We start from the raw sequence: 20,466 nt of genomic DNA on the forward strand, positions 1-20,466 counted from the left end.
ACGCGCGGAGCAACATGAAACGGACTGGTGCAATTTCGGCAAAGCTGCGCGGCCGGCAAACCATTTCGGCGCCGGCCTGCCGACATTAGCGTAAGCGCTTTGCAGGCGTATTGCCGTCTGCAAAATCAAACATTTCGTTGAGAATTGTGCGTCGGTGCGAAGACACGTGGAATCACCGTAAAGTTTGGTAATTATTCGTGGATTGGATCGATTTTCGCAACAATGAAACGGGCGTGGCTTGCAGCCCTGTAAGGCGTGTGGGTATCCGTGCGTCGCCAGCGCGCGGCGCGGCCCTTTGGCAGAATCGTCGTCATCTGTTGCGCATGCGCATCACCGCGCCCCTCCTTTCGAAGGCCATCCGATGATTCCGTTTTCCGTACTCGACCTCGCCCCCATCCCCGAAGGCGCCGACGCCGCGCAGGCATTCCGCAACACCGTCGATCTGGCGCAGCATGCGGAACGCCTCGGCTACCGCCGCTACTGGCTCGCCGAGCACCACAACATGCCGGGTATCGCGAGCGCGGCGACCGCCGTCGTGATCGGCCACGTGGCGGGCGCGACGCAGACGATCCGCGTCGGCTCGGGCGGGATCATGCTGCCGAACCACGCGCCGCTCGTGATCGCCGAGCAGTTCGGCACGCTGGCGTCGCTGTACCCCGGCCGCATCGACCTCGGGCTCGGCCGCGCGCCCGGCACCGACCAGACCACGTCGCGCGCGCTGCGGCGCGACCTGATCGGCAGCGCCGATTCCTTTCCGGACGACGTCGCCGAGCTGCAGCGCTATTTCGCGGCGCCGGTGCCCGGCCAGCGCGTGCGGGCGGTGCCCGGCGCGGGGCTCGACGTGCCGATCTGGCTGCTCGGCTCGAGCCTGTTCAGCGCGCAGCTCGCCGCGATGCTCGGCTTGCCGTTCGCATTCGCATCGCACTTTGCGCCGGACTATCTGATGCGCGCGCTCGAACTCTATCGCGCGCAATACCGCCCGTCGGCCGCGTGGCCGAAGCCGTATGCGATGGTCGGCGTGAACGTGTTCGCCGCCGATACCGACGAAGAAGCACGGCGCCTCTTCACGTCGCTGCAGCAGCAGTTCATCAACCTGCGCCGCGGCACGCCGGGCAAGCTGCCGCCGCCGGTCGACGCGCTCGAGGCCAGCGAATTCGAACTCGCGAACGTCGCGCATGCGCTGTCGTTCGCGGCCGTCGGCTCGCGCGACACGGTGCGCGACCAGTTACGCGACCGGATCGCGCAGACGGGTGCGGACGAGCTGATCGTCACCGCCCAGATCTACGATCACGCGGCGCGGCTGCGCTCGTTCGAGCTGGCCGCGCAGATCCGCGACGAGCTGGCGAGCGAAACGCGCTGACGGTGCGGCCGCGCCGCCGCTCGCGGCGCGCGCCCGCCCGTCGCTTCGTCACTTCGTCACTGCGGATGGACCGCAGCCATCCCGTCGAGCAGCGCCTTGTGGAACGCGTCCGGATCCTGGATCTGCGGCGCGTGCCCGAGCGCCGGGAATTCGATCAGTTGCGCACCGGGAATCGCCGCCTGCGTGCGCTTCGCAAGCTCCGGATAACGGCCGAGCTTCGCGTGCACGTCCGGCGGCGCGGCGTCCTTGCCGATCGCGGTCGTGTCCTTGTCGCCGATCAGCAGCAGCGTCGGCACGCGAATCGCGCCCAGCTCGTAGACCACCGGCTGCGTGAAGATCATGTCGTAGACGAGCGCCGAATTCCACGCGACCGCGTCGCGGCCCGCGCCGCGATACATGCCGGCGAGCATCTGCACCCAGCGCTCGTACGACGGCGCCCACTTGCCCGCGTAGTAGGTCGCCTGCTCGTAGCGGCGGATGCCGTCGGCCGTCGTCTTCAGCTCGCGTGCGTACCAGTAATCGACCGACAGCGGCGGCACGCCGAGCGCCTTCCAGTCCTCGAGGCCGATCGGGTTCACCAGCACCAGCTGGTCGGTCGCCTTCGGATACATCAGCGCGTAGCGTATCGCCAGCATGCCGCCGGTCGAATGGCCGACGAGCGTCGCCGACTTCACGCCGATCGACTCGAGCAGCGCGTGCGTGTTGCGCGCGAGCTGCTGGAAGCTGTACTGATAGCGCTCCGGCTTCGACGACTTGCAGAAGCCGATCTGGTCCGGCGCGACCACGCGATAGCCAGCGTGGCTCAGCACGTCGATCGTGTCCTCCCAGGTCGCCGCGCAGAAGTTCTTGCCGTGCAGCAGGACGACGGTGCGGCCGTTCGGGTGCGCCGGCTGCACGTCCATGTAGTCCATTTCGAGCGTTTCGCGCTGCGACACGAACGCATGGCGATGCACCGGCGCCGGATAGGCGAACCCTTCCAGCCGCGGGCCGTACGCGGGCCCGTCGTTGCCGGCCGGCGTCGGGGCGGCGGCCGTGGCGACGCTCGCAGCGGCGGCGATGCCGGCGGCCAGCCACGCGGCGCGCGCGACGGACAAGATCGGGGAAGTCGAAAACATGGCGCTCACGGTAATGGGACGGGCACGCGCGGCGGCCGGGCAGCCACACGCCCCGCGATTCTACGCGGTCGGGCTGACGGCGGCGCGCAACACTCGAAGGCCGCGCGACTTCCGCGCGCGCGACGAACTCGGGTATCTTGTGACGTGACCCTGAAACGCCTGCAGGCGAGCGCCCATGAAAAACGTCCTCAGCATTCAGTCGCACGTGATCTACGGACATGCCGGCAACAGCGCGGCCGTGTTTCCGATGCAACGGCTCGGCGTCAACGTCTGGCCGCTCAACACCGTCCAGCTGTCCAACCACATGCAGTACGGGCACTGGGCCGGCAGCGCGATCGACGCCGCGAAGATGGAGCAGCTGGTCGACGGTGTCGCCGCGATCGGCGGCCTGAAGCGCTGCGACGCGGTGCTGTCCGGCTTCGTCGGCTCGCCGGCGCAGGCGCGCGCCACGGTCGAGATCGTGCGCACGGTGAAGGCGATGAACCCGAACGCGTGGTACTTCTGCGATCCGGCGTTGGGCCAGACCGGCGGAATCCGGCCCGAGCCCGGCGTCGAGGAATACATCGTCGACGAGATGCCGGCGCTCGCCGACGGCATGTCGCCGAACCACACCGAGCTGCAGAAGCTCGCGGGGCGGCGCATCGAGACGGTCGCCGAAGCCGTGGACGCGTGCCGCGCCCTGATCCGCCGCGGCCCGAAGCTCATTCTCGTCAAGCACCTGCACGACCGTAACAGCCCGGCCGACCGCTTCAACATGCTGGCCGTCACCGAAACCGAAGCATGGATCGGCCAGCGTCCGCTCTATGCGTTTCCGCGCCATCCGGTCGGCGTGGGCGACCTCACCAGCGCGATCTTCGTCGCGCGCCGGCTGCGCGGCGATTCCGTGCGCGGCGCGTTCGAGCACACGCTCGCGGCCGTGCACGCGGTGGTCAAGGCGACCTACGACGCACGCCGCTACGAGCTCGAGCTCGTCGCCGCCCAGGATGAAATCGCGCGGCCGAGCGAGTGGTTCGGCGCGTGGGTGACCGACGCCTGACGCAGCCGTAGCGCGGCGTGCGGCGCCGCGTGTCGAAGCCTGCGCGGCGCGCCGCGCGCCGCCCTTCTCCCGCCGTCCACGCGGGCCATCGCTGCCCCAACCGAACCCGCGCCGTACCTGCAAACCGTGCAAACGTTTCCGACTTCACATGAATGACACCGTTTGCTCGCTATGCTCGCGTCCGCACGACCGACGCAGCCGCATCCTGCGTCCGGGCGCGCCAGCCTGTTCCGTTGTTCCGCATGTCCCGCCAACCGGCTCCCCTTTACCCCACGATAACGACCATGACCCGATCGACCCGTCGTGACTTCCTCCGCGTCGCCGCCGGCACCGCCGGCGCCGCCGCGCTGAACCTGTTCCCGCCCGTGATCCGCGATGCGCTCGCCATTCCCGCGAACCGCCGTACCGGCACGATCCGCGACATCGAACACATCGTGATCCTGATGCAGGAGAATCGCTCGTTCGACCATTACTTCGGCACGATGCGCGGCGTGCGCGGCTTCGGCGACCCGCGGCCGCTGCGCCTCGCGAGCGGCAAGTCCGTGTTCCACCAGCCGGCCGGCCCGGCCGAGGTGCTGCCGTTCCATCCGGGCGCCGACAACCTCGGCCTGCAGTTCCTGCAGGATCTGCCGCACGGCTGGCAGGACATGCATGCCGCGTGGAACAAAGGCCGCTACGATCAGTGGGTGCCGAACAAGGGCACCACGACGATGGCGTACCTGAAGCGCGACGACATCCCGTTCCACTATCAGCTCGCCGACGCGTTCACGATCTGCGACGCGTACCACTGCGCGATCCCGAGCTCGACCGACCCGAACCGCTACTACATGTGGACCGGCTACGTCGGCAACGACGGCACGGGCGGCGGCCCGGTGCTCGGCAACGAGGAACAGGGCTATGGCTGGACGACCTATCCGGAAGTGCTCGAGCAGGCCGGCGTGTCGTGGAAGATCTACCAGGACGTCGGCACCGGGCTCGACGCGAAGGGCTCGTGGGGCTGGACGCAGAACCCGTACATCGGCAACTACGGCGACAACGCGCTGCTGTACTTCAACCAGTACCGCAACGCGCTGCCCGGCACGCCGCTGTACGAGAAGGCGCGCACCGGCACCAACATCAGCGCCGGCGGCACGCTGTTCGACGTGCTGGAGCAGGACGTGAAGAACGGCACGCTGCCGCAGGTGTCGTGGATCTGCGCGCCGGAAGCGTACTCCGAGCATCCGAACTGGCCGGCGAACTACGGCGCGTGGTACATCGAGCAAGTGCTGAAGGTGCTGGTGTCGAATCCGGACGTGTGGAGCAAGACCGCGCTCTTCATCACCTACGACGAGAACGACGGCTTCTTCGACCACGTGCCGCCGCCGTTCGCGCCGCAGTCGCGCGATAACGGGCTGTCGACCGTCGCGACGACCAACGAGGTGTTCGCCGGCGACGCGTCGCACATGGCGGGCGCGTACGGGCTCGGGCCGCGCGTGCCGATGCTCGTGGTGTCGCCGTGGACCAAGGGCGGCTGGGTCTGCTCGCAGACCTTCGATCACACGTCGCTGCTGCAATTCATCGAAGCGCGCTTCGGTGCGCAATATCCGATCACGGCCGCGAACGTATCGCCGTGGCGCCGCGCGGTGTGCGGCAACCTGACGTCGGCGTTCGACTTCTCGAACGCCGACGCCGCCTGGCCGACGCTGCCGGACACGAGCGGCTACGCGCCGGCCGACCGCGTGCGCCATCCCGACTACGTCCCCGTGCCGCCGGTGCTGCAGACGGTGCCGAAACAGGAAGCCGGGCTGCGTCCGGCGCGCGCGCTGCCGTACGAGCTGTTCGTGCACGGCCGCGTCGAGCCCGCGAGCGGCCAGTTCCGGCTGACCTTCGCGAACACGGGCCGCGCCGGTGCGGCGTTCCAGGTGCAGTCGCGCAACCGCGTCGACGGCCCGTGGACGTACACGGTCGAAGCCGGCAAGCGGATCGCCGATACGTGGAGCGCCGCCGCGTCGCTCGGCCTGTACGACCTCGACGTGTACGGCCCGAACGGCTTCTACTGCCATTTCCGCGGCTCGTTCGCGAGCGGCGTCGGCGGCACGAGCGGGAACCCCGAGGTGGTCTACGGCTACGACGTCGCGAACGGCAACATCACGCTGCGTCTGATGAACCGCGGCCACAAGGCGGTGCGGCTCAAGGTGAGCAACGCGTACGGCCACCGCGGCGCACGCACGTTCGAGCTCGCGCCGGGCGCCCACGTCGACGACTACTGGGACCTGCGCGGCAGCCACGGCTGGTATGACCTGACCGTCAGCGACGAGCGACCGCTCGGCTTCGTGCGCCGCTTCGCGGGCCACGTCGAGACCGGCCGGCCGAGCACCAGCGACCCGGCGATCCGCACGAGCGCGACGCAGGACGTCGTAGAAAGCGCGTCGGACGCGCTGTCCGACTGACGACGGCAATCGCGACGCAGCCCCGCCGCGGGGCTGCGTCGCCGTCCGCATCCTCCTGCCCTACCCGCCTTCCGCCCTGCCTCCATTCGCCCGTCCGCTCGTGACGGGAAACTCCCGATACCGGCCGCTGCCGCACGCGCGGAAGCTATGCGCAAATCCGCATCGAATGCGCGGCAAATTGCCAAGACCCGCACATATCGGCGACCTATAAATCGAAGCGATCGGGGCTCCTCGCCGAGCCTGCCGGGAGCGTCTTCCCTGGAATGGCAGCACGCCGGACCTACCCGCCCGATCAGAGAAGCGGTTGAACCGCCCGCCCGTCGCGCGCATCCGGCTGCCGGATGCGTGCGGAATCCACCCGCTGGTGTAGAACAAGAGGAACGAACATGAAATTTCGTCATTCCCTGCTGTCGGTATCGGTCGTATCCGCATTGGCACTCCTCTCGCAACAGGCCGCCCGCGCCGCCGACGCAACCGACGTGAAGGTCGGTTTCGCCGCACCGCTCACGGGCGTGAACGCCGGCTACGGCAAGGATCTACAGAACGGCGTGCAGCTCGCGCTCGACGATGCGGTCGCGCAGAAGGTGCAGATCGCCGGCAAGCCCGCGCATTTCGACCTCGTCGTGCAGGACGATCAGGCCGACCCGCGCATCGGCGTGCAGGCCGCGCAGGCGCTGGTCGACCAGAACGTGTCGGTGGTGATCGGCCACTTCAACTCGGGCACGACGATTCCGGCGTCGGTCGTCTACGACAAGGCCGGCATCCCGGTGATCGACCCGGCCGCCACCAACCCGACGCTCACGTCGCGCGGGCTCGCGAACATGTTCATGGTGATCGCGACCGACGGCCAGAACGCGGGCAACGCGGGCAAGTACGCCGTCGACGTGACGAAGGCGAAACGCATCGCGATCATCGACGACCGCACCGCGTTCGGCCAGGGCGAGGCGGACGAGTTCGAGAAGGCCGTGAAGGCGGCCGGCGGCAACATCATCGGCCGCGAGTTCACCAACAACCAGGCCGTCGACTTCCGCGCGCAGATCACCAGCCTGAAGGGCAAGAATCCCGACCTGATCTTCTTCGGCGGCCTCGATTCGCTGGCCGCGAACTTCATCAAGCAGATGCGCCAGCTCGGGCTGACCGCGCAGTTCGTCGGCGGCGGCGGCGTGAAGGACAACGAGTTCGTGAAGATCGCCGGCCCGGCCGCCGAAGGCGCGATGGCGTGGGAATACGGCCGGCCGCTCGATGAACTGCCGCAAGGCAAGGATTTCGAGAAGCGCTTCAAGAAGCGCTTCGGCGTCGACGTGCTGTCGTACGCGCAGTTCGGCTACGACGCCGCATGGGCCGCGATCAAGGCGATGCAGGCGGCCAATTCGACGGATCCGAAGGTCTATCGCCCGGCGCTGAAGAAAGTGGACTTCGAAGGCGTGACCGGACGCATCTCGTTCGCCAACGACGGCTCGCTGAAGAGCGGGATGTCGACGCTGTACCAGGTGAAGAACGGCACGTGGAAGACCATCGTGACGAAGGGAGGCTGATCGACCGGCAGCACCGCGCCCGGACGGCTGTACCGGGCGCCCGGCGCGGGCCACGACGACGATGCGCGTCGCGACCGCTCCTGCCCCGGCGTGCGTGGCGAGCGGTCGCGACGCGCGCCGGCGGCCACTGCGCCGACAAGGTCGCCACCATCTCATACGACGACCGATCTCAATACACTCTGCATGCGGCGCACGTCACCGCGTGGCCATGCGTCTCAGCCGGCTTGCGTATCACGCTCCGCTTCGGCCGCCTCGTGCGCGCGGCGCAGCCGCTCGCGGCTATTGGTGAGGTGCGTGCGCATCGCGGCGCGCGCGGCCTCCGGGTCGTGGCGTGCGATGGCCTCGTAGATGTCCTCGTGCTCGTGATTGAGCCGGCCCACGTAGCGCTCCAGGTCGTCGCCCGCGAAGCGGGCGGAATTCACCCGCGTGCGCGGAATGATCGACGCGCCCAGCTGCGTCATGATGTCGACGAAATAGCGGTTGCCGGTCGACTGCGCGATCTGCAGATGGAACTGGAAGTCGAGCTGCGCGGTGTCGTGACCGCCGCCCGCCCCCGAGGCGATCGCGTCGAGCGCGCGGCGCAGCGCGGCGAGATCCGCGTCGCTCGCGCGTTGCGCGGCAAGGCTCGCGCACTCGCTCTCGAGGCTGATCCGCAGCTCGAGCACCGCGAGCACGTCGCGCAGCGTCGTGATGGTCGCGGGATCGATCCCGAGCGCCCGACGACGCGACGGCTCCAGCACGAAGCTGCCGATCCCGTGGCGCGTTTCGATCAGGCCGCTCGCCTGCATCCGCGAGATCGCTTCGCGCACGACCGTGCGGCTGACGCCCTGCGCCGCCATGACTTCGGTTTCGGTCGGCAGCTTGTCGCCGGGACGCAGCGTGCCGTTTTCGATCTGCGCGGTCAGCGCGTCGACGACATCTTGTGCGAGGCTGCGGGCGCGACGGCGCGGCGCTGCGGGAAGCGTGGGCACGGACATGAGGCCGGTTCCTTTTTGAGTGATCGTAATGTGAGCCGAGGGTTTACGCGGGGTTTGAGCGAACGCCGTGGATTCATTATACTGCGTCACAAGTCATCCGACGACTGATGATGACCACACGGATCTCCTGTCGACCACGGCAGGCGCAGTGCCTGCCCGGTCCCGTGATAGGTCTTCATCGACGTTCGCACCTGCGTGCAGATGCCGGCGTGCGGTTCGGCAGTGGATCGAGGCGCACATGCGCGCCTGGCTTCCGTCCGATGCGGCACCGGCATCGGGCGCGCGTCGCTCGCCCCTCGCGGGTTGCTGTCGACGGGCGCGGTTCGTGCGCCGCGCACGTCGGTTGTCGAATGATCGCATCTCGCGCCGCGCGCGGCAAAGCATTTGCCGCACGGCATCGCCTACTCTCTCGTCATCGCCGCCATGAACGCCGTCACCGCCTCGCCTTCCCACGACACGCCGCGCATCGTCGATCTGCAAGCCATTCCGGTCGCCGGCCACGACAGCATGCTGCTGAACCTGAGCGGCGCGCACGGCCCGTTCTTCACGCGCAACCTCGTGATCCTGAAAGACAGCGCGGGCCGCATCGGCGTCGGCGAAGTGCCGGGCGGCGAAAGCATTCGCCGCACGCTCGACGATGCGCGCGCGTGCGTCGTCGGCCAGCCGGTCGGCAATTACCACGCGGTGCTCAACGACGTTCGGCGCACGTTCGCCGATCGCGACGCGGGCGGCCGCGGGCTGCAGACCTTCGACCTGCGCACGACGATCCACGCGGTCACCGCGCTCGAAGCCGCGCTGCTCGACCTGCTCGGCCAGCATCTCGGCGTGCCCGTGGCCGCGCTGCTCGGCGAAGGCCAGCAGCGCGAGCAAGTGGAAATGCTCGGTTACCTGTTCTACGTCGGCGACCGCACCAGGACCGCACTGCCCTACCGCGACGGCCGCGACGCGACCGACGACTGGACGCGCGTGCGCGACGAAGCCGCATTGACGCCCGACGCGGTCGTGTGCCTCGCCGAAGCCGCGCATGCCCGCTACGGCTTCAACGACTTCAAGCTGAAGGGCGGCGTGTTCGAAGGCGCGCGCGAAATCGAGGCCGTGACGGCGCTCGCCGAGCGCTTTCCCGACGCGCGCGTGACGCTCGACCCGAACGGCGCGTGGTCGCTGGACGAAGCCGTGCGGCTGTGCCGCGACCAGCATCACGTGCTGGCCTATGCGGAAGACCCCTGCGGCGCAGAGAACGGCTATTCGGGCCGCGAGGTGATGGCCGAGTTCCGCCGCGCGACCGGGCTGCCGACGGCGACCAACATGATCGCGACCGACTGGCGCCAGATGGGCCACGCGATCCAGCTGCAGGCCGTCGACATCCCGCTGGCCGATCCACATTTCTGGACGATGCAGGGCTCGGTGCGCGTCGCGCAGATGTGCCGCGACTGGGGCCTCACGTGGGGCTCGCATTCGAACAACCATTTCGACGTGTCGCTCGCGATGTTCACGCACGTCGCGGCGGCGGCGCCCGGCCAGGTGACCGCGATCGATACGCACTGGATCTGGCAGGACGGCGAGCGGCTGACGCGCGAGCCGCTGAAGATCGCCAACGGGCTCGTGGAAGTGCCGAAGCGGCCGGGCCTCGGCATCGACATCGACATGGACGCGGTCGCGCGCGCGCACGAGCTGTACAAGCAGCACGGGCTCGGCGCCCGCGACGATGCGGCCGCCATGCAATATCTGATTCCCGGATGGACGTTCGACAACAAGCGTCCGAGCCTGGTGCGCTAAAAGGTAAGGCGAAGCCGGGCCGCGCAACGGCCCGGTAGAGACGATGCGCGGCTCGCCGGCCGCGCCCGCGCTTCGACGCCGCGCTACGCTAGCCGGCGAGCCCGATGCCGCGCGCCATGCCCGCCGCGGCGAACACGATCACCATCACGAGCACCGCCTGCCAGTGGCCGATCCGCACATAGGTGCGGGCGCGCCGCAGATCGGGCGTCTGCTGCCGCCGCACGGTGCCGCGCCAGCGCAGCAGCCCGAGCATCGGCACGATTTCGAGCAGCAGGATCAGCACGAGCGCGGTCATCTTGAGGTGGAAGAGCGGCTCGTGAAGGTAGTACGCGGTGCCCTTCTCGAAACCGCCGAAGGCGCGCGCGAGCCCCGTCGCGATCAACACCAGCGCCGACGCGCCCCACACCGCGTCGGCCTTGAACACACCGGGCAGGTCGGCAGCCTGTGCCGACGCGATCACGCGCCGCAGCGCGCGATTGCGTGCCGCGATCCCGGCGAACGCGACGCCGAATGCCATCAGGTGAACCGCTGCGAGCAACCATCGGACGATCATTGAGGCTCCTTGTCGCCCGCGCGCCGCGCGAGCGCGATTAGACGATCTGTTTGAGCGCCGCGTCGAGCGCGAGGACCGCGACGCGGTCCCCTTCGGTCGCGAGCGGCGCGCGCAACACGGTCTGCCGGTTATGGCCGACGGCCGCCGGCGAATCCCACAGCAGCTCCACTTTGGGCCGCCGGAACAGGCTGCCGCGCGGCGGCGCGGCGACGGCCGATGCAGCGAGCCCGTCCGCCGCGGCCGCGGCCGGCCGGCCGGGCCAGCGCACCGACAGCTCGCGCGCGTCGTACTGGCCGACCTTGCGGCTCTCCATCCAGACGATCGCGGTGCGGGTGAGCGTGTCGAGCGAAATCGCATAGCGGCCGATCGCGAAACGGCGCGCGGCGACGTTGGTGCGCCACAGCGGCCGCGGACGGCACATCCACACGATCGCCGCATACAACGCGGGCGCGGCGACGAGCCAGCCGTTGGTTGCCGTCACCGCATGCAGCGCGCGGCGCCAGCCGGCCGCCCACGCGAAGGCGCCGATCGACCAGACGGCGAACAGGAAACCGATCAGCGCGAACACGCGCAGCGCCTGGCGCAGCCATTGCGGCAGCGGATGAAACGGACGCTCGGCGCGCGCGGCGGCGCCGGGCAGCGCGAGCAACAGGAAGATCAGCACCAGATAGACGAACGCCCAGGGCGACGACACCATCGCCGACAGCGAGGCGCGATAGCCCATCTGCGACATCGAGAACAGCCAGCGCGCGAGCAGCACGAGACCGATCGCGCGCAATGCGAAGATCACGCCGGCGCCGGGGGCCGGCGCTGCGCGCGTGGTTTTCGTTCTCGCCAAGACTGCTCTCCTATCGATGTTCGTGCGGGGCCGGATTTCGCGGCACGGCCATTATAGGGACATTACCGTCTGGACAGACGGCTCGATCGCGTGCCCGATCGGTTCCCGCGCCGTTCGCGGCGTCGGGCGCGGCGAGAATACAACAGATCGCAACGGATCGGCACGGCAGATGTGACGACGCCCCGCCGGAAACCCGGACGGGGCGTCGGTGCCGACACCGGCCGCAGCGCGGCCGGCGACTCGGCGTCAGCCTGCGTTGACTTCGCGCAGCACCGTGCGGCGCTTCTGGCGCAGCAGTTCCTCGTACGCCTTCACGTAGTTCTGCGCCATCACCTTCGACGAGAAGCGGGCTTCGAATGCGGCGCGCACCTTCTCGCGCGGCAGCGTATCGAGGCGCTTGAGCGCGGCGACGGCCGACAGCTCGTCTTCGACGACGAAGCCCGACACGCCGTTGTCGATCACTTCCGGCACCGAGCCGCGCTTGAACGCGATCACCGGCGTGCCGCAGGCCATCGCCTCGATCATCACCAGGCCGAAGGGCTCCGGCCAGTCGATCGGGAACAGCAGCGCGTGCGCATTGCCGAGGAATTCGGTCTTTTCGGCTTCGCTGATCTCGCCGATGTACTCGACGTGCGGCAGCGCGAACAGCGGCTTGATCTTCTCTTCGTAATATGCGCGGTCGGCCTTGTCGAGCTTCGCGGCGATCTTGATCGGCAGGCCGGCCTGCTCGGCGATGCGGATCGCGGTGTCGACGCGCTTTTCCGGCGAGATGCGGCCCAGGAACGCGAGATAGCTCGGCTTCACGTTCGGGATCGGCGTCAGCAGGTTTTCCGGCAGGCCGTGGTACACGGTCGACAGCCAGTTCGCCTGCGGCAGCGGGATGCGCTGGTTGTCGGAGATCGACACGACCGGCACGTCGCTGAACGCGTTGAAGATCGGCTGCAGTTCGGGCAGGTCGAGACGGCCGTGCATCGTCGTCAGATGCGGGACCGGCTGACGCGAGAACAGCGAGAACGGGTAGTAGTCGATGTGGCAGTGCAGGACGTCGAACTCTTCCGCGCGGCGGCGCACTTGCTCGAGCAGCAGCATGTGCGGGGCCATCACGTCGCGGATCGTCGGATCGAGGCGCAGCGCCTGCGGCCAGCACGCTTCGAGCTTCGCCGACGTTTGCGAATCGCCGCTCGCGAACAGCGTGACGTCATGCCCCATCTCGACGAGTGCTTCGGTCAGATAGGACACCACTCGCTCGGTCCCGCCATAAAGCTTCGGGGGAACCGCTTCGTGCAACGGAGCGATTTGGGCGATTCGCATGCGTAACTCCTAAAAATTCGGCTAAAAACCAGGTATGGGTCGGCAACCTGCCGGCGGTCCGGGCTGGATGCATTTCGTCCGATCATCGGACGAATCAGCCTGCCGGGGGCGTCGAGCCCGCGCTGCCCGCGCTGCACAAGGAGCGTCGGCGACGCGACAGGCTTAGAACGTTTGAAACGAAGACCCGTTGACAGGGGTTCGTAAAAACCTGGGACCGAACCCGGAGCCGATTATCTAGGGTTAATCCCGATACGGCGCCCGCCATTTCAAACTCTTTACTTTGTTACAAAGGCGCAACACTTTGCAACCCGCGGACTCGGATGTCCGTTCTAGAGTGGAAGGCCCGTTCGGCACTCCATGTCCGTCATCGCTGCCGGCATTGCCTTTGCGACACCTAAGGCTCTTTGCGGCGAACGGGATGCCGGATTTTATCTCAAAACTGGTCGTGCGCCCCCAGGCTCGCGCAAGATTCGCACAGCGCAACGCACGGCCTTGTTTACAATGCCGGATTATTCAGTCCGGGCGACCGCCGGCTGGGCTCCAGCCGCCCCGCTCAATCACCGAATCACCGCACGCATATTTTGGAATATCTCACCCCTGCCCAGCGCAACGCCCACAACGCGAAGCTGTCGAGCTACGCGCATCGGCCGATCGCGTTCCTGTTCCGCTACATCCGCCTGCACCCTGTCGCGCACCTGATCGTGCTCTGCAGCGTGCTGGCCGCCGTCGGCTGCGCGCTCGGCTCGCAATACGCGATCAAGCATCTGATCGACGTGCTCGCGGCCGGACGCCATCATCCGGGCCCGCTGTGGAGCGCGTTCGCACTGCTCGTCGGGCTGATCGCGGCCGACAACCTGCTGTGGCGGGTCGGCGGCTGGACCGCCGCGCACACGTTCGTCGCGGTGACCGGCGACCTGCGGCGCGACCTGTTCCAGTATCTGATCGGCCATTCGCCGACGTATTACGCGGAGAAGCAGCCGGGCACGCTCGCGAGCCGCATCACGGCCACGTCGAACGCCGTCTATACGTCGGAGAACACGATGGCGTGGAACGTGCTGCCGCCGTGCATCGCGGTGATCGGCGCGATTCTGATGATCATCGTCGTGAATCCGCTGATGGCCGCCGGCCTGCTCGGCTGTTCGGCGCTGCTCGCGATCGTGCTGTTCAAGCTCGCCGGGCGCGGCTCCGCCCGCCATCACACGTTCGCGGCGAAGGCCGCCGCGGTGGACGGCGAGCTCGTCGACGTGATCGGCAACATGGGGCTCGTGCGCGCATTCGGGATGACGCTGCGCGAACAGAAGCGCTTCAGCGCGACCGTGAAAGCCGAGATGGACGCCCGTCAGCAAAGCCTGCTCTATCTCGAGAAGCTGCGGCTGCTGCACGCGGTGATCACCGCGATGCTGTCGGCCGGGCTGCTCGGCTGGGCGCTGTGGCTGTGGGATCAGGGCCGCGCGACCTCCGGCGACATCGTGCTCGTCAGCTCGCTCGGCTTCACGATCCTGCACGGCACGCGCGATCTGGCCGTCGCGCTGGTCGACGTCACGCAGCACGTCGCACGCCTGTCCGAAGCCGTGAAGACGCTGCTCGAACCGCACGGCATGCCCGATCGCTCCGACGCGCAGCCGCTGTCGGCCAAGGGCGGGCGCGTCGACTTCGAGCGCGTGACGTTCGCGTATCCGCACCGCCGCGCGATCCTCGACCACTTCGACCTGCATATCGAGGCCGGCCAGCGCGTCGGACTGATCGGCAAATCGGGCGCCGGCAAGTCGACCGTGCTCGCGCTGCTGCAGCGCTTCTACGACACGCAGGACGGCGCGGTGATGGTCGACGGCCAGGACGTCAAGACGATCACGCAGGACAGCCTGCGCCAGGCGATCGCGCTCGTGCCGCAGGACATCTCGCTGCTGCACCGGACCATCTACGACAACATCGCGTACGGCCGCCCCGACGCGACCCGCGAGCAGGTGCTCGCAGCCGCGCGCGACGCACGCTGCGCGGAGTTCATCGAGGCGATGCCGGAAGGCTATGACACGATCGTCGGCGACCGCGGCGTCAAGCTGTCGGGTGGCCAGCGCCAGCGCATCGCGATCGCGCGCGCGATCCTGAAGGACGCGCCCATCCTGCTGCTCGACGAAGCGACCTCGGCGCTCGACAGCGCATCGGAAGAAGCGATCCAGAGCGCGCTCGACCGCCTGATGGTCGGCCGTACGGTGATCGCGATCGCACACCGGCTGTCGACGCTGCGCAACTTCGACCGGATCATCGTGATGAGCAACGGCAAGGTGATCGACGATGGCAGCCCCGACGTGCTGCGCAGCCGCCCCGGGCTGTATCGCGACCTGCTCGCGAAGCAGCACGGCCGGCTGCACGCGCCCGACGGCGCCGCGCCGACCACCGGCGAACGCGTCGCGTGACGCCGCGGCATCGCGCCGCCCGCCGATAGACGATAAAAAGGCCGCCGTGCTCGTAGCACGGCGGCCTTTTTTCAGCGCGGCGCGCGACCAGCGCTCGATGTGCAACCGCCCCAGGCTACGCGCGCTGCAAATCGCGCAGGAAGTTGTCGCGCCACACCGACACGTTGTTCTCGCGCAGCTGCGCGATCATGTCCGCATAACGCGCGCGCCGCTCGGCGAGCGGCATCGTCAGCGCCTGTGACAACGCATCGGCCATGCCGTCGATGTCGATCGGATTGACGATCAGCGCGCCGGTCAGCTCGCGCGCCGCGCCTGCGAAACGCGACAGCACCAGCACGCCCGGATCGTCCGGATTCTGCGCGGACACGTATTCCTTCGCGACGAGGTTCATCCCGTCGCGCAGCGGCGTCACGAAGCCCACGCGCGCGAGGCGATACAGCGCGGCCAGCACCTGCCGGTCGTACTGGCGATGAATGTACAGAATCGGCGCCCAGTCGAGCTCCGCGTAGCGTCCGTTGATGCGCCCCGATTCCGCTTCGAGCTGCAGCCGGATGTCCTGATACGCGCGCAGGTCGGCGCGCGTCGACGGCGCGATCTGCAGGAACGACACGCGATTGCGGATCGACGCCTGGTGCTCCAGCAGCTTCTCGAACGCGCGGAACCGCTCGACGAGGCCCTTCGAATAATCGAGCCGGTCGACGCTCATGATCAGCTGGCGCCCGCGCAGCGACGTGGCCATGCGCGCGGCCTTGCCGTGCTCGCCCGCCTGCGCGAGCGACGCGATCTCGTCCGGATACACGCCGATCGGATAAGCCGCCGCGCGCAGCGTGCTGCCGAACGCGCTCACGCGTACCGTGCGGCCGTCGCGCGTCACTTCGCCGCCGGCTTCGAACTCGACGTAATCGCAGAACGCGCGCAGGTCGGGCTCGGTCTGGAAGCCGAGCAGATCGAACGCGCACAGCGACTCGACCAGCTCGCGATGCGGCGGCACGTTCACGAGCACCTGCGCGGCGGGAAACGGGATGTGCAGGAAGAAGCCGATCCGGTTCTTCACGCCCGACGCGCGCAGCGCGCGCGCGAACGGGATCAGGTGATAGTCGTGGACCCAGATCACGTCGTCGTCCTGCAGCAGCGGCACGAGCTGCTGCGCGAGCCACACGTTCACGCGGCCGTAGCCTTCGAACTCGTGACGGTCGTACTGGATCAGGTCCGCGCGGTAGTGGAACGCCGGCCACAGCGTCGCGTTCGAGAAGCCGCGGTAGTACTGGTCGTAATCGCGGCGCGACAGCCCGACGGTCGCAAACGTCACGGGGCCGCGCTCCTCGATGCGGATCTGCGGCGCACCGGACGCGACCACTTCGCCGCTCCAGCCGAACCACATGCCGCCCGTCTCCTTCAGCGCGTCGTACACGCCGATCGCGAGACCGCCAGCCGCCGGCTCGCCTTCCGAAATCGGCGCGACGCGGTTTGAAACGATGATCAGTCGGCTCATGCGCCCGGCAGCTCCAGATCGAGCCAGCGGGCGATCTGCGCGTGCAGCGCGGCGACCGAATCGAGCCGCATGCGCGCCGACGTCTCGCCGGCGCCGACCTTGATCGACAGGCCGCCACGCGCGTTCACCACCGCGAAGCCCTTCTCGTCGGTCAGATCGTCGCCCGCGAACAGCGGCACGCGGCCCGCGAACGGCGGCTCGTCGAGGAACGCGGCCAGCGCGCGCCCCTTGTCGACGCCCTTCGGCTTGATTTCGAACACCATCTTGCCGGGCTGCAGTACGTACGCGTCCGCATATTCGGCGACGAGGCGCTCGGCCGCTTCGCGCGCGACCGGCTCACGGTCGGCCGCGTTGCGGTAGTGCAGCGCGACGGCCGCGCCCTTGATCTCCAGCAGCATGCCCGGATGACGGTCGACCACGGCCGCCAGCTCGCGCTCGATGCGCAGCAGGCGTTCGTCGTTGAAGCCGATGCGCTGCGTGTCGCCGTTCGAATCGCGACGCTCGGCACCGTGCAGGCCGGCGATCGGTAGATCCGGCATGCTCAGGAACGTGTCGAGATTGTCGATGCCGCGCCCCGACACCACCGCGACCGCGCCATGCGAGCGCTGCCTGAGCGTATCGAGCAGCGTCAGCAGCGACGGCGGCACGTGAATGCTGTCGGGCGTGGGGGCGAGCTCGACGAGCGTGCCGTCGAAGTCGAAAAAGAACGCGGTATCGGTCAGGGACAGGGAAGCCGGAACGGATTGCATCGATTCGAGAGTCCGAGCGGCGGCCGGCAAACGCCGGGCCGCCGCGACGAGAATGGAATTGTGCGCATCTTACCGCGCCTGCGTACCGAGATGGGCGAAACCGGCCGCCGCGCGCCGCCCGCGCCGCCGCTGCGACATATTGCCCCGCCCCGCGCGACCGCAGGGATTTCGAAAGCGCGCAGGCGCGGGAATTGCGTTACAGTCGGCAACCGCCGGTCGCGCGCCCCAGTGCGGCGCGACCGACGTCATTCCGTCCGATTCGAGTCCCAGGATGTCGCTTGCCCGTCCCGCGCCGCGCCGGCGCCGCCCCAGCTTCAACCGTTTCGCGCGCATGGCCGCGGCGATGGCCGTTGCCGTCGCGCTCGCCGCGTGCACGCGCGACGAGCCGGGCTGGCACCTGACCAACGTCACCGGCCATCTGCCCGACCTGTCGTTCACGCTGACCGGCGGCGACGGCCGGCCCGTCGACGCGAGCGCGTTTCGCGGCCGCGTCGCGCTCGTCTACTTCGGCTACACGCACTGTCCGGACGTCTGTCCCGAGACGATGGCGCGGCTGATGGAAGTGCTCGCGAAGCTCGGCCCGCGCGCGAACGACGTGCGCATCCTGTTCGTGTCGGTCGATCCCGCGCGCGACACGCCGCAGGCGCTGCAGTCGTACGTCGCCGCGTTCGACGCCGCGCACGCGCGCGGCCTGACCGGCAGCGACGGCCAGATCGAATCGCTCGCGAAGCGCTACCGCGTCGCGTACCAGATGGAACAACGCGATCCGTCCGGCGGCTACGAGGTCACGCACAGCTCGGCCGTCTACATCTTCGACGCCCACGGCCGCGCGCGCCTGCTCGCGACCGACGGCGACTCGCCGGACGCCATCGCCGCCGACGTGCGGCGGATCATCGACACTGCCCCCACCACGTGAACCAGACATGAAGCCGAAAACGATCCTCAAGACGTTCGCCGCCCTCGCCGCGCTGTGCGCCGGCGCACACGCCTATGCGGCCGGTGCGATCACCGCGCAGAACGCATGGGTACGCTGGCTGCCGAACCAGCTGCCCGCCGGCGGCTACGTGACGCTCGTGAACACCGGCGACAAGCCGGTCGATCTCGTCGACGTCGACAGCCCCGACTACGGGATGGCGATGCTGCACCAGACGGTGTCGAACGGCTCGACGCAGAAGATGGAAATGGTCGACAAGCTGACGATCCCCGCGCGCGGCAAGGTCGACATCGCACCGGGCGGCTACCACTTCATGCTCGAGGAGCCGAAGCACGCGATCAAGCCGGGCGACACGGTGCGCCTGCGCCTGAAATTCTCCGACGGCGAAACCGTCGACGCGCCGTTTGCGGTGAAGTCGCCGGCCCAGGCGAAGTGATGCGCGTGCGATGAACGTCCTGTACTGGCTCGATCCGTGGGAACCGTCGCCGACCGTGGTGATCGCGGTGCTGACGGCCGCCGTGCTGTTCGCGCGCGGCGTGAAGAAGGCGAAGGTGTCGCCGCTGCGACAGTTCTCGTTCTGGCTCGGGCTGACGGCGCTCTACATCGCACTGCATACGCGGCTCGACTATTTCTTCGAGCACGAGTTCTTCATGCACCGCGCGCAGCATCTGGTGCTGCATCACCTCGGGCCGTTCTTCATCGCGCTCGCCTATCCGGGCGCGGCGATCCGCGCCGGCATTCCGTTTCGCTGGCGGCAACGCTTCGTGCGCCCCGCGCTCGCATGGGCGCCCGTGCGCGCGGCGCTCGACCTGGTGTTCCATCCGGTCGTGGCCGTCGTGCTGTTCGTCGGGCTGATCTATTTCTGGCTGCTGTCGCCGATCCACTTCGTCGCGATGCTCGACTGGCGTCTGTATCGCGTGATGAACTGGAGCATGGTGATCGACGGGCTGCTGTTCTGGTGGCTCGTCGTCGATCCGCGTCCCGCGCCGCCCGCGCGGCTGTCGCCGGGCCGCCGGATTCTGATCGTCGTCGCCGCCATCCCGCCGCAGATCGCGCTCGGCGCGCTGATCTTCTTCACGCCGCACGAGCTGTATCCGATCTACTCGATCTGCGGGCGCGCCTTCACGTGGCTCAGCCCGTTGCGCGACCAGCAGATCGGCGGCCTGCTGCTGTGGATTCCCGGCTCGATGATGAGCGTGATCGGCGCGCTGATCGCACTGCGGCACTGGATGCGGCTGTCCGCTCGCGGCCGGCTGATCGACGAGCGCGCCGCTGCGCGCAGCGCCGCGCGGCCGGCGGCCACGCGCAACGCCCACTGATCCCGGCACGCCGCGCCGCGCGTCAGCCGCGCGCGCGGGTCATCCACACGTGCGGGATGCCGTCTTCGTCGTGCACGTCGGAGCTCGGCTCAAAGCCGAACGCACCGTAAAAGCGCTGCAGGTGCGCCTGCGCATGCAGGCTCATCTGCGTATCGGGCCACTGCGCGGCGATGTGTTCGAGCGCGCGGGCGAGCAGCGTATTGCCGAGGCCGGCCCCGCGGAACGCGGCGGTCGTCAGTACGCGGCCGATGCGCACGTCGGCATGCTGCGCATCGGGCAGCAGCACGCGCAGATAGCCGGCGACGCGGCCCGCCGCGTCGTACGCGGCCAGGTGCCACGCGGCCTGATCGGCATCGTCGATGTCGCGGTACACGCAGTTCTGCTCGACGACGAACACGGCGCTGCGCGCTTCGAGGATCGAATAGACCTCGCGTGCGCTCAGGGCGTCGAAGGATTTCCAGCGCCAGTCCAGGTCGGCGGCACGCGGGGAGATGGCGGATGCGGAAGCGTTCATGGGCGGTCCTCGGTGCTGTTTCGGGCGCGCCGGTGGGCGCGCGGCAACCGACGATTATGCCGCGAAGCGCGGCCGCTGCGCCCGCGCCGCCGCGCACATGCAAAAAGCCCCGCA

The 20,466-nt window shown here is 68.6% G+C and carries 17 protein-coding genes; 9 read left to right on the forward strand and 8 right to left on the reverse strand.

The genetic code is table 11. The annotated features are described in order from the left end of the window. The first annotated feature begins 361 nt into the window (after window positions 1–361). Window positions 362–1,360: an LLM class flavin-dependent oxidoreductase gene (locus MBR110_RS11855; RefSeq protein WP_011884003.1), complete on the forward strand. Its 999-nt coding sequence runs from the start codon at window positions 362–364 to the stop codon at window positions 1,358–1,360. A gap of 56 nt (window positions 1,361–1,416) precedes the next feature. Here the strand turns inward: MBR110_RS11855 and MBR110_RS11860 are convergent, their stop codons facing one another. After that, a complete protein-coding gene (locus MBR110_RS11860; protein ID WP_046422459.1) occupies window positions 1,417–2,475 on the reverse strand; it encodes an alpha/beta fold hydrolase in 1,059 nt (352 codons plus the stop codon). Window positions 2,476–2,650: 175 nt separating this feature from the next. On the opposite strand from MBR110_RS11860, the gene pdxY reads away from it, so the two are divergent. From pdxY to MBR110_RS11875, 3 genes are all read left to right on the forward strand, one after another. Further along, the gene (pdxY, locus tag MBR110_RS11865) at window positions 2,651–3,511 is read left to right on the forward strand and encodes a pyridoxal kinase PdxY (protein WP_011884000.1); all 861 of its coding nucleotides are present in this window, start codon (window positions 2,651–2,653) and stop codon (window positions 3,509–3,511) included. 284 nt (window positions 3,512–3,795) lie between these two features. Beyond that, complete coding sequence (locus tag MBR110_RS11870) at window positions 3,796–5,940, forward strand: phosphocholine-specific phospholipase C (RefSeq protein ID WP_059894756.1); 2,145 nt, start codon at window positions 3,796–3,798, stop codon at window positions 5,938–5,940. Between the two features lie 386 nt (window positions 5,941–6,326). Beyond that, the gene (locus tag MBR110_RS11875; protein ID WP_011883998.1) at window positions 6,327–7,475 is read left to right on the forward strand and encodes a branched-chain amino acid ABC transporter substrate-binding protein; all 1,149 of its coding nucleotides are present in this window, start codon (window positions 6,327–6,329) and stop codon (window positions 7,473–7,475) included. Between the two features lie 215 nt (window positions 7,476–7,690). On the opposite strand, the gene MBR110_RS11880 is transcribed toward MBR110_RS11875, so the two are convergent. Then, window positions 7,691–8,452 carry a FadR/GntR family transcriptional regulator gene (locus tag MBR110_RS11880; RefSeq protein WP_034194206.1) on the reverse strand — a complete coding sequence of 254 codons (762 nt, stop codon included), beginning with the start codon at window positions 8,450–8,452 and terminating at the stop codon, window positions 7,691–7,693. A gap of 423 nt (window positions 8,453–8,875) precedes the next feature. Between MBR110_RS11880 and gudD the strand changes: the two genes are divergently transcribed. Beyond that, window positions 8,876–10,228 (forward strand): glucarate dehydratase, encoded by a 1,353-nt coding sequence (gudD, locus tag MBR110_RS11885; RefSeq protein WP_181709079.1) that lies wholly within the window; start codon window positions 8,876–8,878, stop codon window positions 10,226–10,228. 88 nt (window positions 10,229–10,316) lie between these two features. Here the strand turns inward: gudD and MBR110_RS11890 are convergent, their stop codons facing one another. The 3 genes from MBR110_RS11890 to MBR110_RS11900 form a co-directional block, all read right to left on the reverse strand. Beyond that, window positions 10,317–10,781 carry a DUF2214 family protein gene (locus MBR110_RS11890; protein WP_181709080.1) on the reverse strand — a complete coding sequence of 155 codons (465 nt, stop codon included), beginning with the start codon at window positions 10,779–10,781 and terminating at the stop codon, window positions 10,317–10,319. 37 nt (window positions 10,782–10,818) lie between these two features. Further along, window positions 10,819–11,619, reverse strand: coding sequence for a hypothetical protein (locus MBR110_RS11895; protein ID WP_011883994.1), 801 nt, complete (start codon window positions 11,617–11,619; stop codon window positions 10,819–10,821). A gap of 246 nt (window positions 11,620–11,865) precedes the next feature. Further along, a complete protein-coding gene (locus MBR110_RS11900) occupies window positions 11,866–12,930 on the reverse strand; it encodes a glycosyltransferase family 4 protein (RefSeq protein ID WP_011883993.1) in 1,065 nt (354 codons plus the stop codon). A 581-nt stretch (window positions 12,931–13,511) separates the two neighbouring features. Here MBR110_RS11900 and MBR110_RS11905 point away from each other — a divergent pair. Then, on the forward strand, window positions 13,512–15,344 hold the full coding sequence (locus tag MBR110_RS11905) for an ABC transporter ATP-binding protein (protein WP_011883992.1): 1,833 nt from the start codon (window positions 13,512–13,514) through the stop codon (window positions 15,342–15,344). Window positions 15,345–15,459: 115 nt separating this feature from the next. Here the strand turns inward: MBR110_RS11905 and otsA are convergent, their stop codons facing one another. Both otsA and otsB read right to left on the reverse strand, forming a co-directional pair. Further along, window positions 15,460–16,836: an alpha,alpha-trehalose-phosphate synthase (UDP-forming) gene (gene otsA / locus MBR110_RS11910; RefSeq protein WP_011883991.1), complete on the reverse strand. Its 1,377-nt coding sequence runs from the start codon at window positions 16,834–16,836 to the stop codon at window positions 15,460–15,462. Further along, on the reverse strand, window positions 16,833–17,585 hold the full coding sequence (gene otsB / locus MBR110_RS11915) for a trehalose-phosphatase (protein ID WP_011883990.1): 753 nt from the start codon (window positions 17,583–17,585) through the stop codon (window positions 16,833–16,835). Before otsB ends, otsA begins: the two co-directional genes overlap by 4 nt. A gap of 271 nt (window positions 17,586–17,856) precedes the next feature. Here otsB and MBR110_RS11920 point away from each other — a divergent pair, with 271 nt between their 5' ends. From MBR110_RS11920 to MBR110_RS11930, 3 genes are read left to right on the forward strand one after another with little or no spacing between them, the layout of a single operon-like run. Further along, a complete protein-coding gene (locus tag MBR110_RS11920) occupies window positions 17,857–18,501 on the forward strand; it encodes an SCO family protein (RefSeq protein ID WP_011883989.1) in 645 nt (214 codons plus the stop codon). Window positions 18,502–18,508: 7 nt separating this feature from the next. After that, window positions 18,509–18,955: a copper chaperone PCu(A)C gene (locus tag MBR110_RS11925; RefSeq protein ID WP_011883988.1), complete on the forward strand. Its 447-nt coding sequence runs from the start codon at window positions 18,509–18,511 to the stop codon at window positions 18,953–18,955. Between the two features lie 10 nt (window positions 18,956–18,965). Next, window positions 18,966–19,838: a cytochrome c oxidase assembly protein gene (locus MBR110_RS11930; RefSeq protein WP_011883987.1), complete on the forward strand. Its 873-nt coding sequence runs from the start codon at window positions 18,966–18,968 to the stop codon at window positions 19,836–19,838. Window positions 19,839–19,860: 22 nt separating this feature from the next. On the opposite strand, the gene MBR110_RS11935 is transcribed toward MBR110_RS11930, so the two are convergent. Continuing rightward, window positions 19,861–20,352, reverse strand: a complete 492-nt coding sequence (locus tag MBR110_RS11935; protein ID WP_011883986.1) for a GNAT family N-acetyltransferase — start codon at window positions 20,350–20,352, stop codon at window positions 19,861–19,863. Between the last annotated feature and the right edge of the window lie 114 nt (window positions 20,353–20,466).

It is taken from the genome of Burkholderia sp. MBR-1 (genome assembly GCF_013822785.1).
In the GTDB taxonomy this organism is placed as follows: domain Bacteria; phylum Pseudomonadota; class Gammaproteobacteria; order Burkholderiales; family Burkholderiaceae; genus Burkholderia; species Burkholderia vietnamiensis.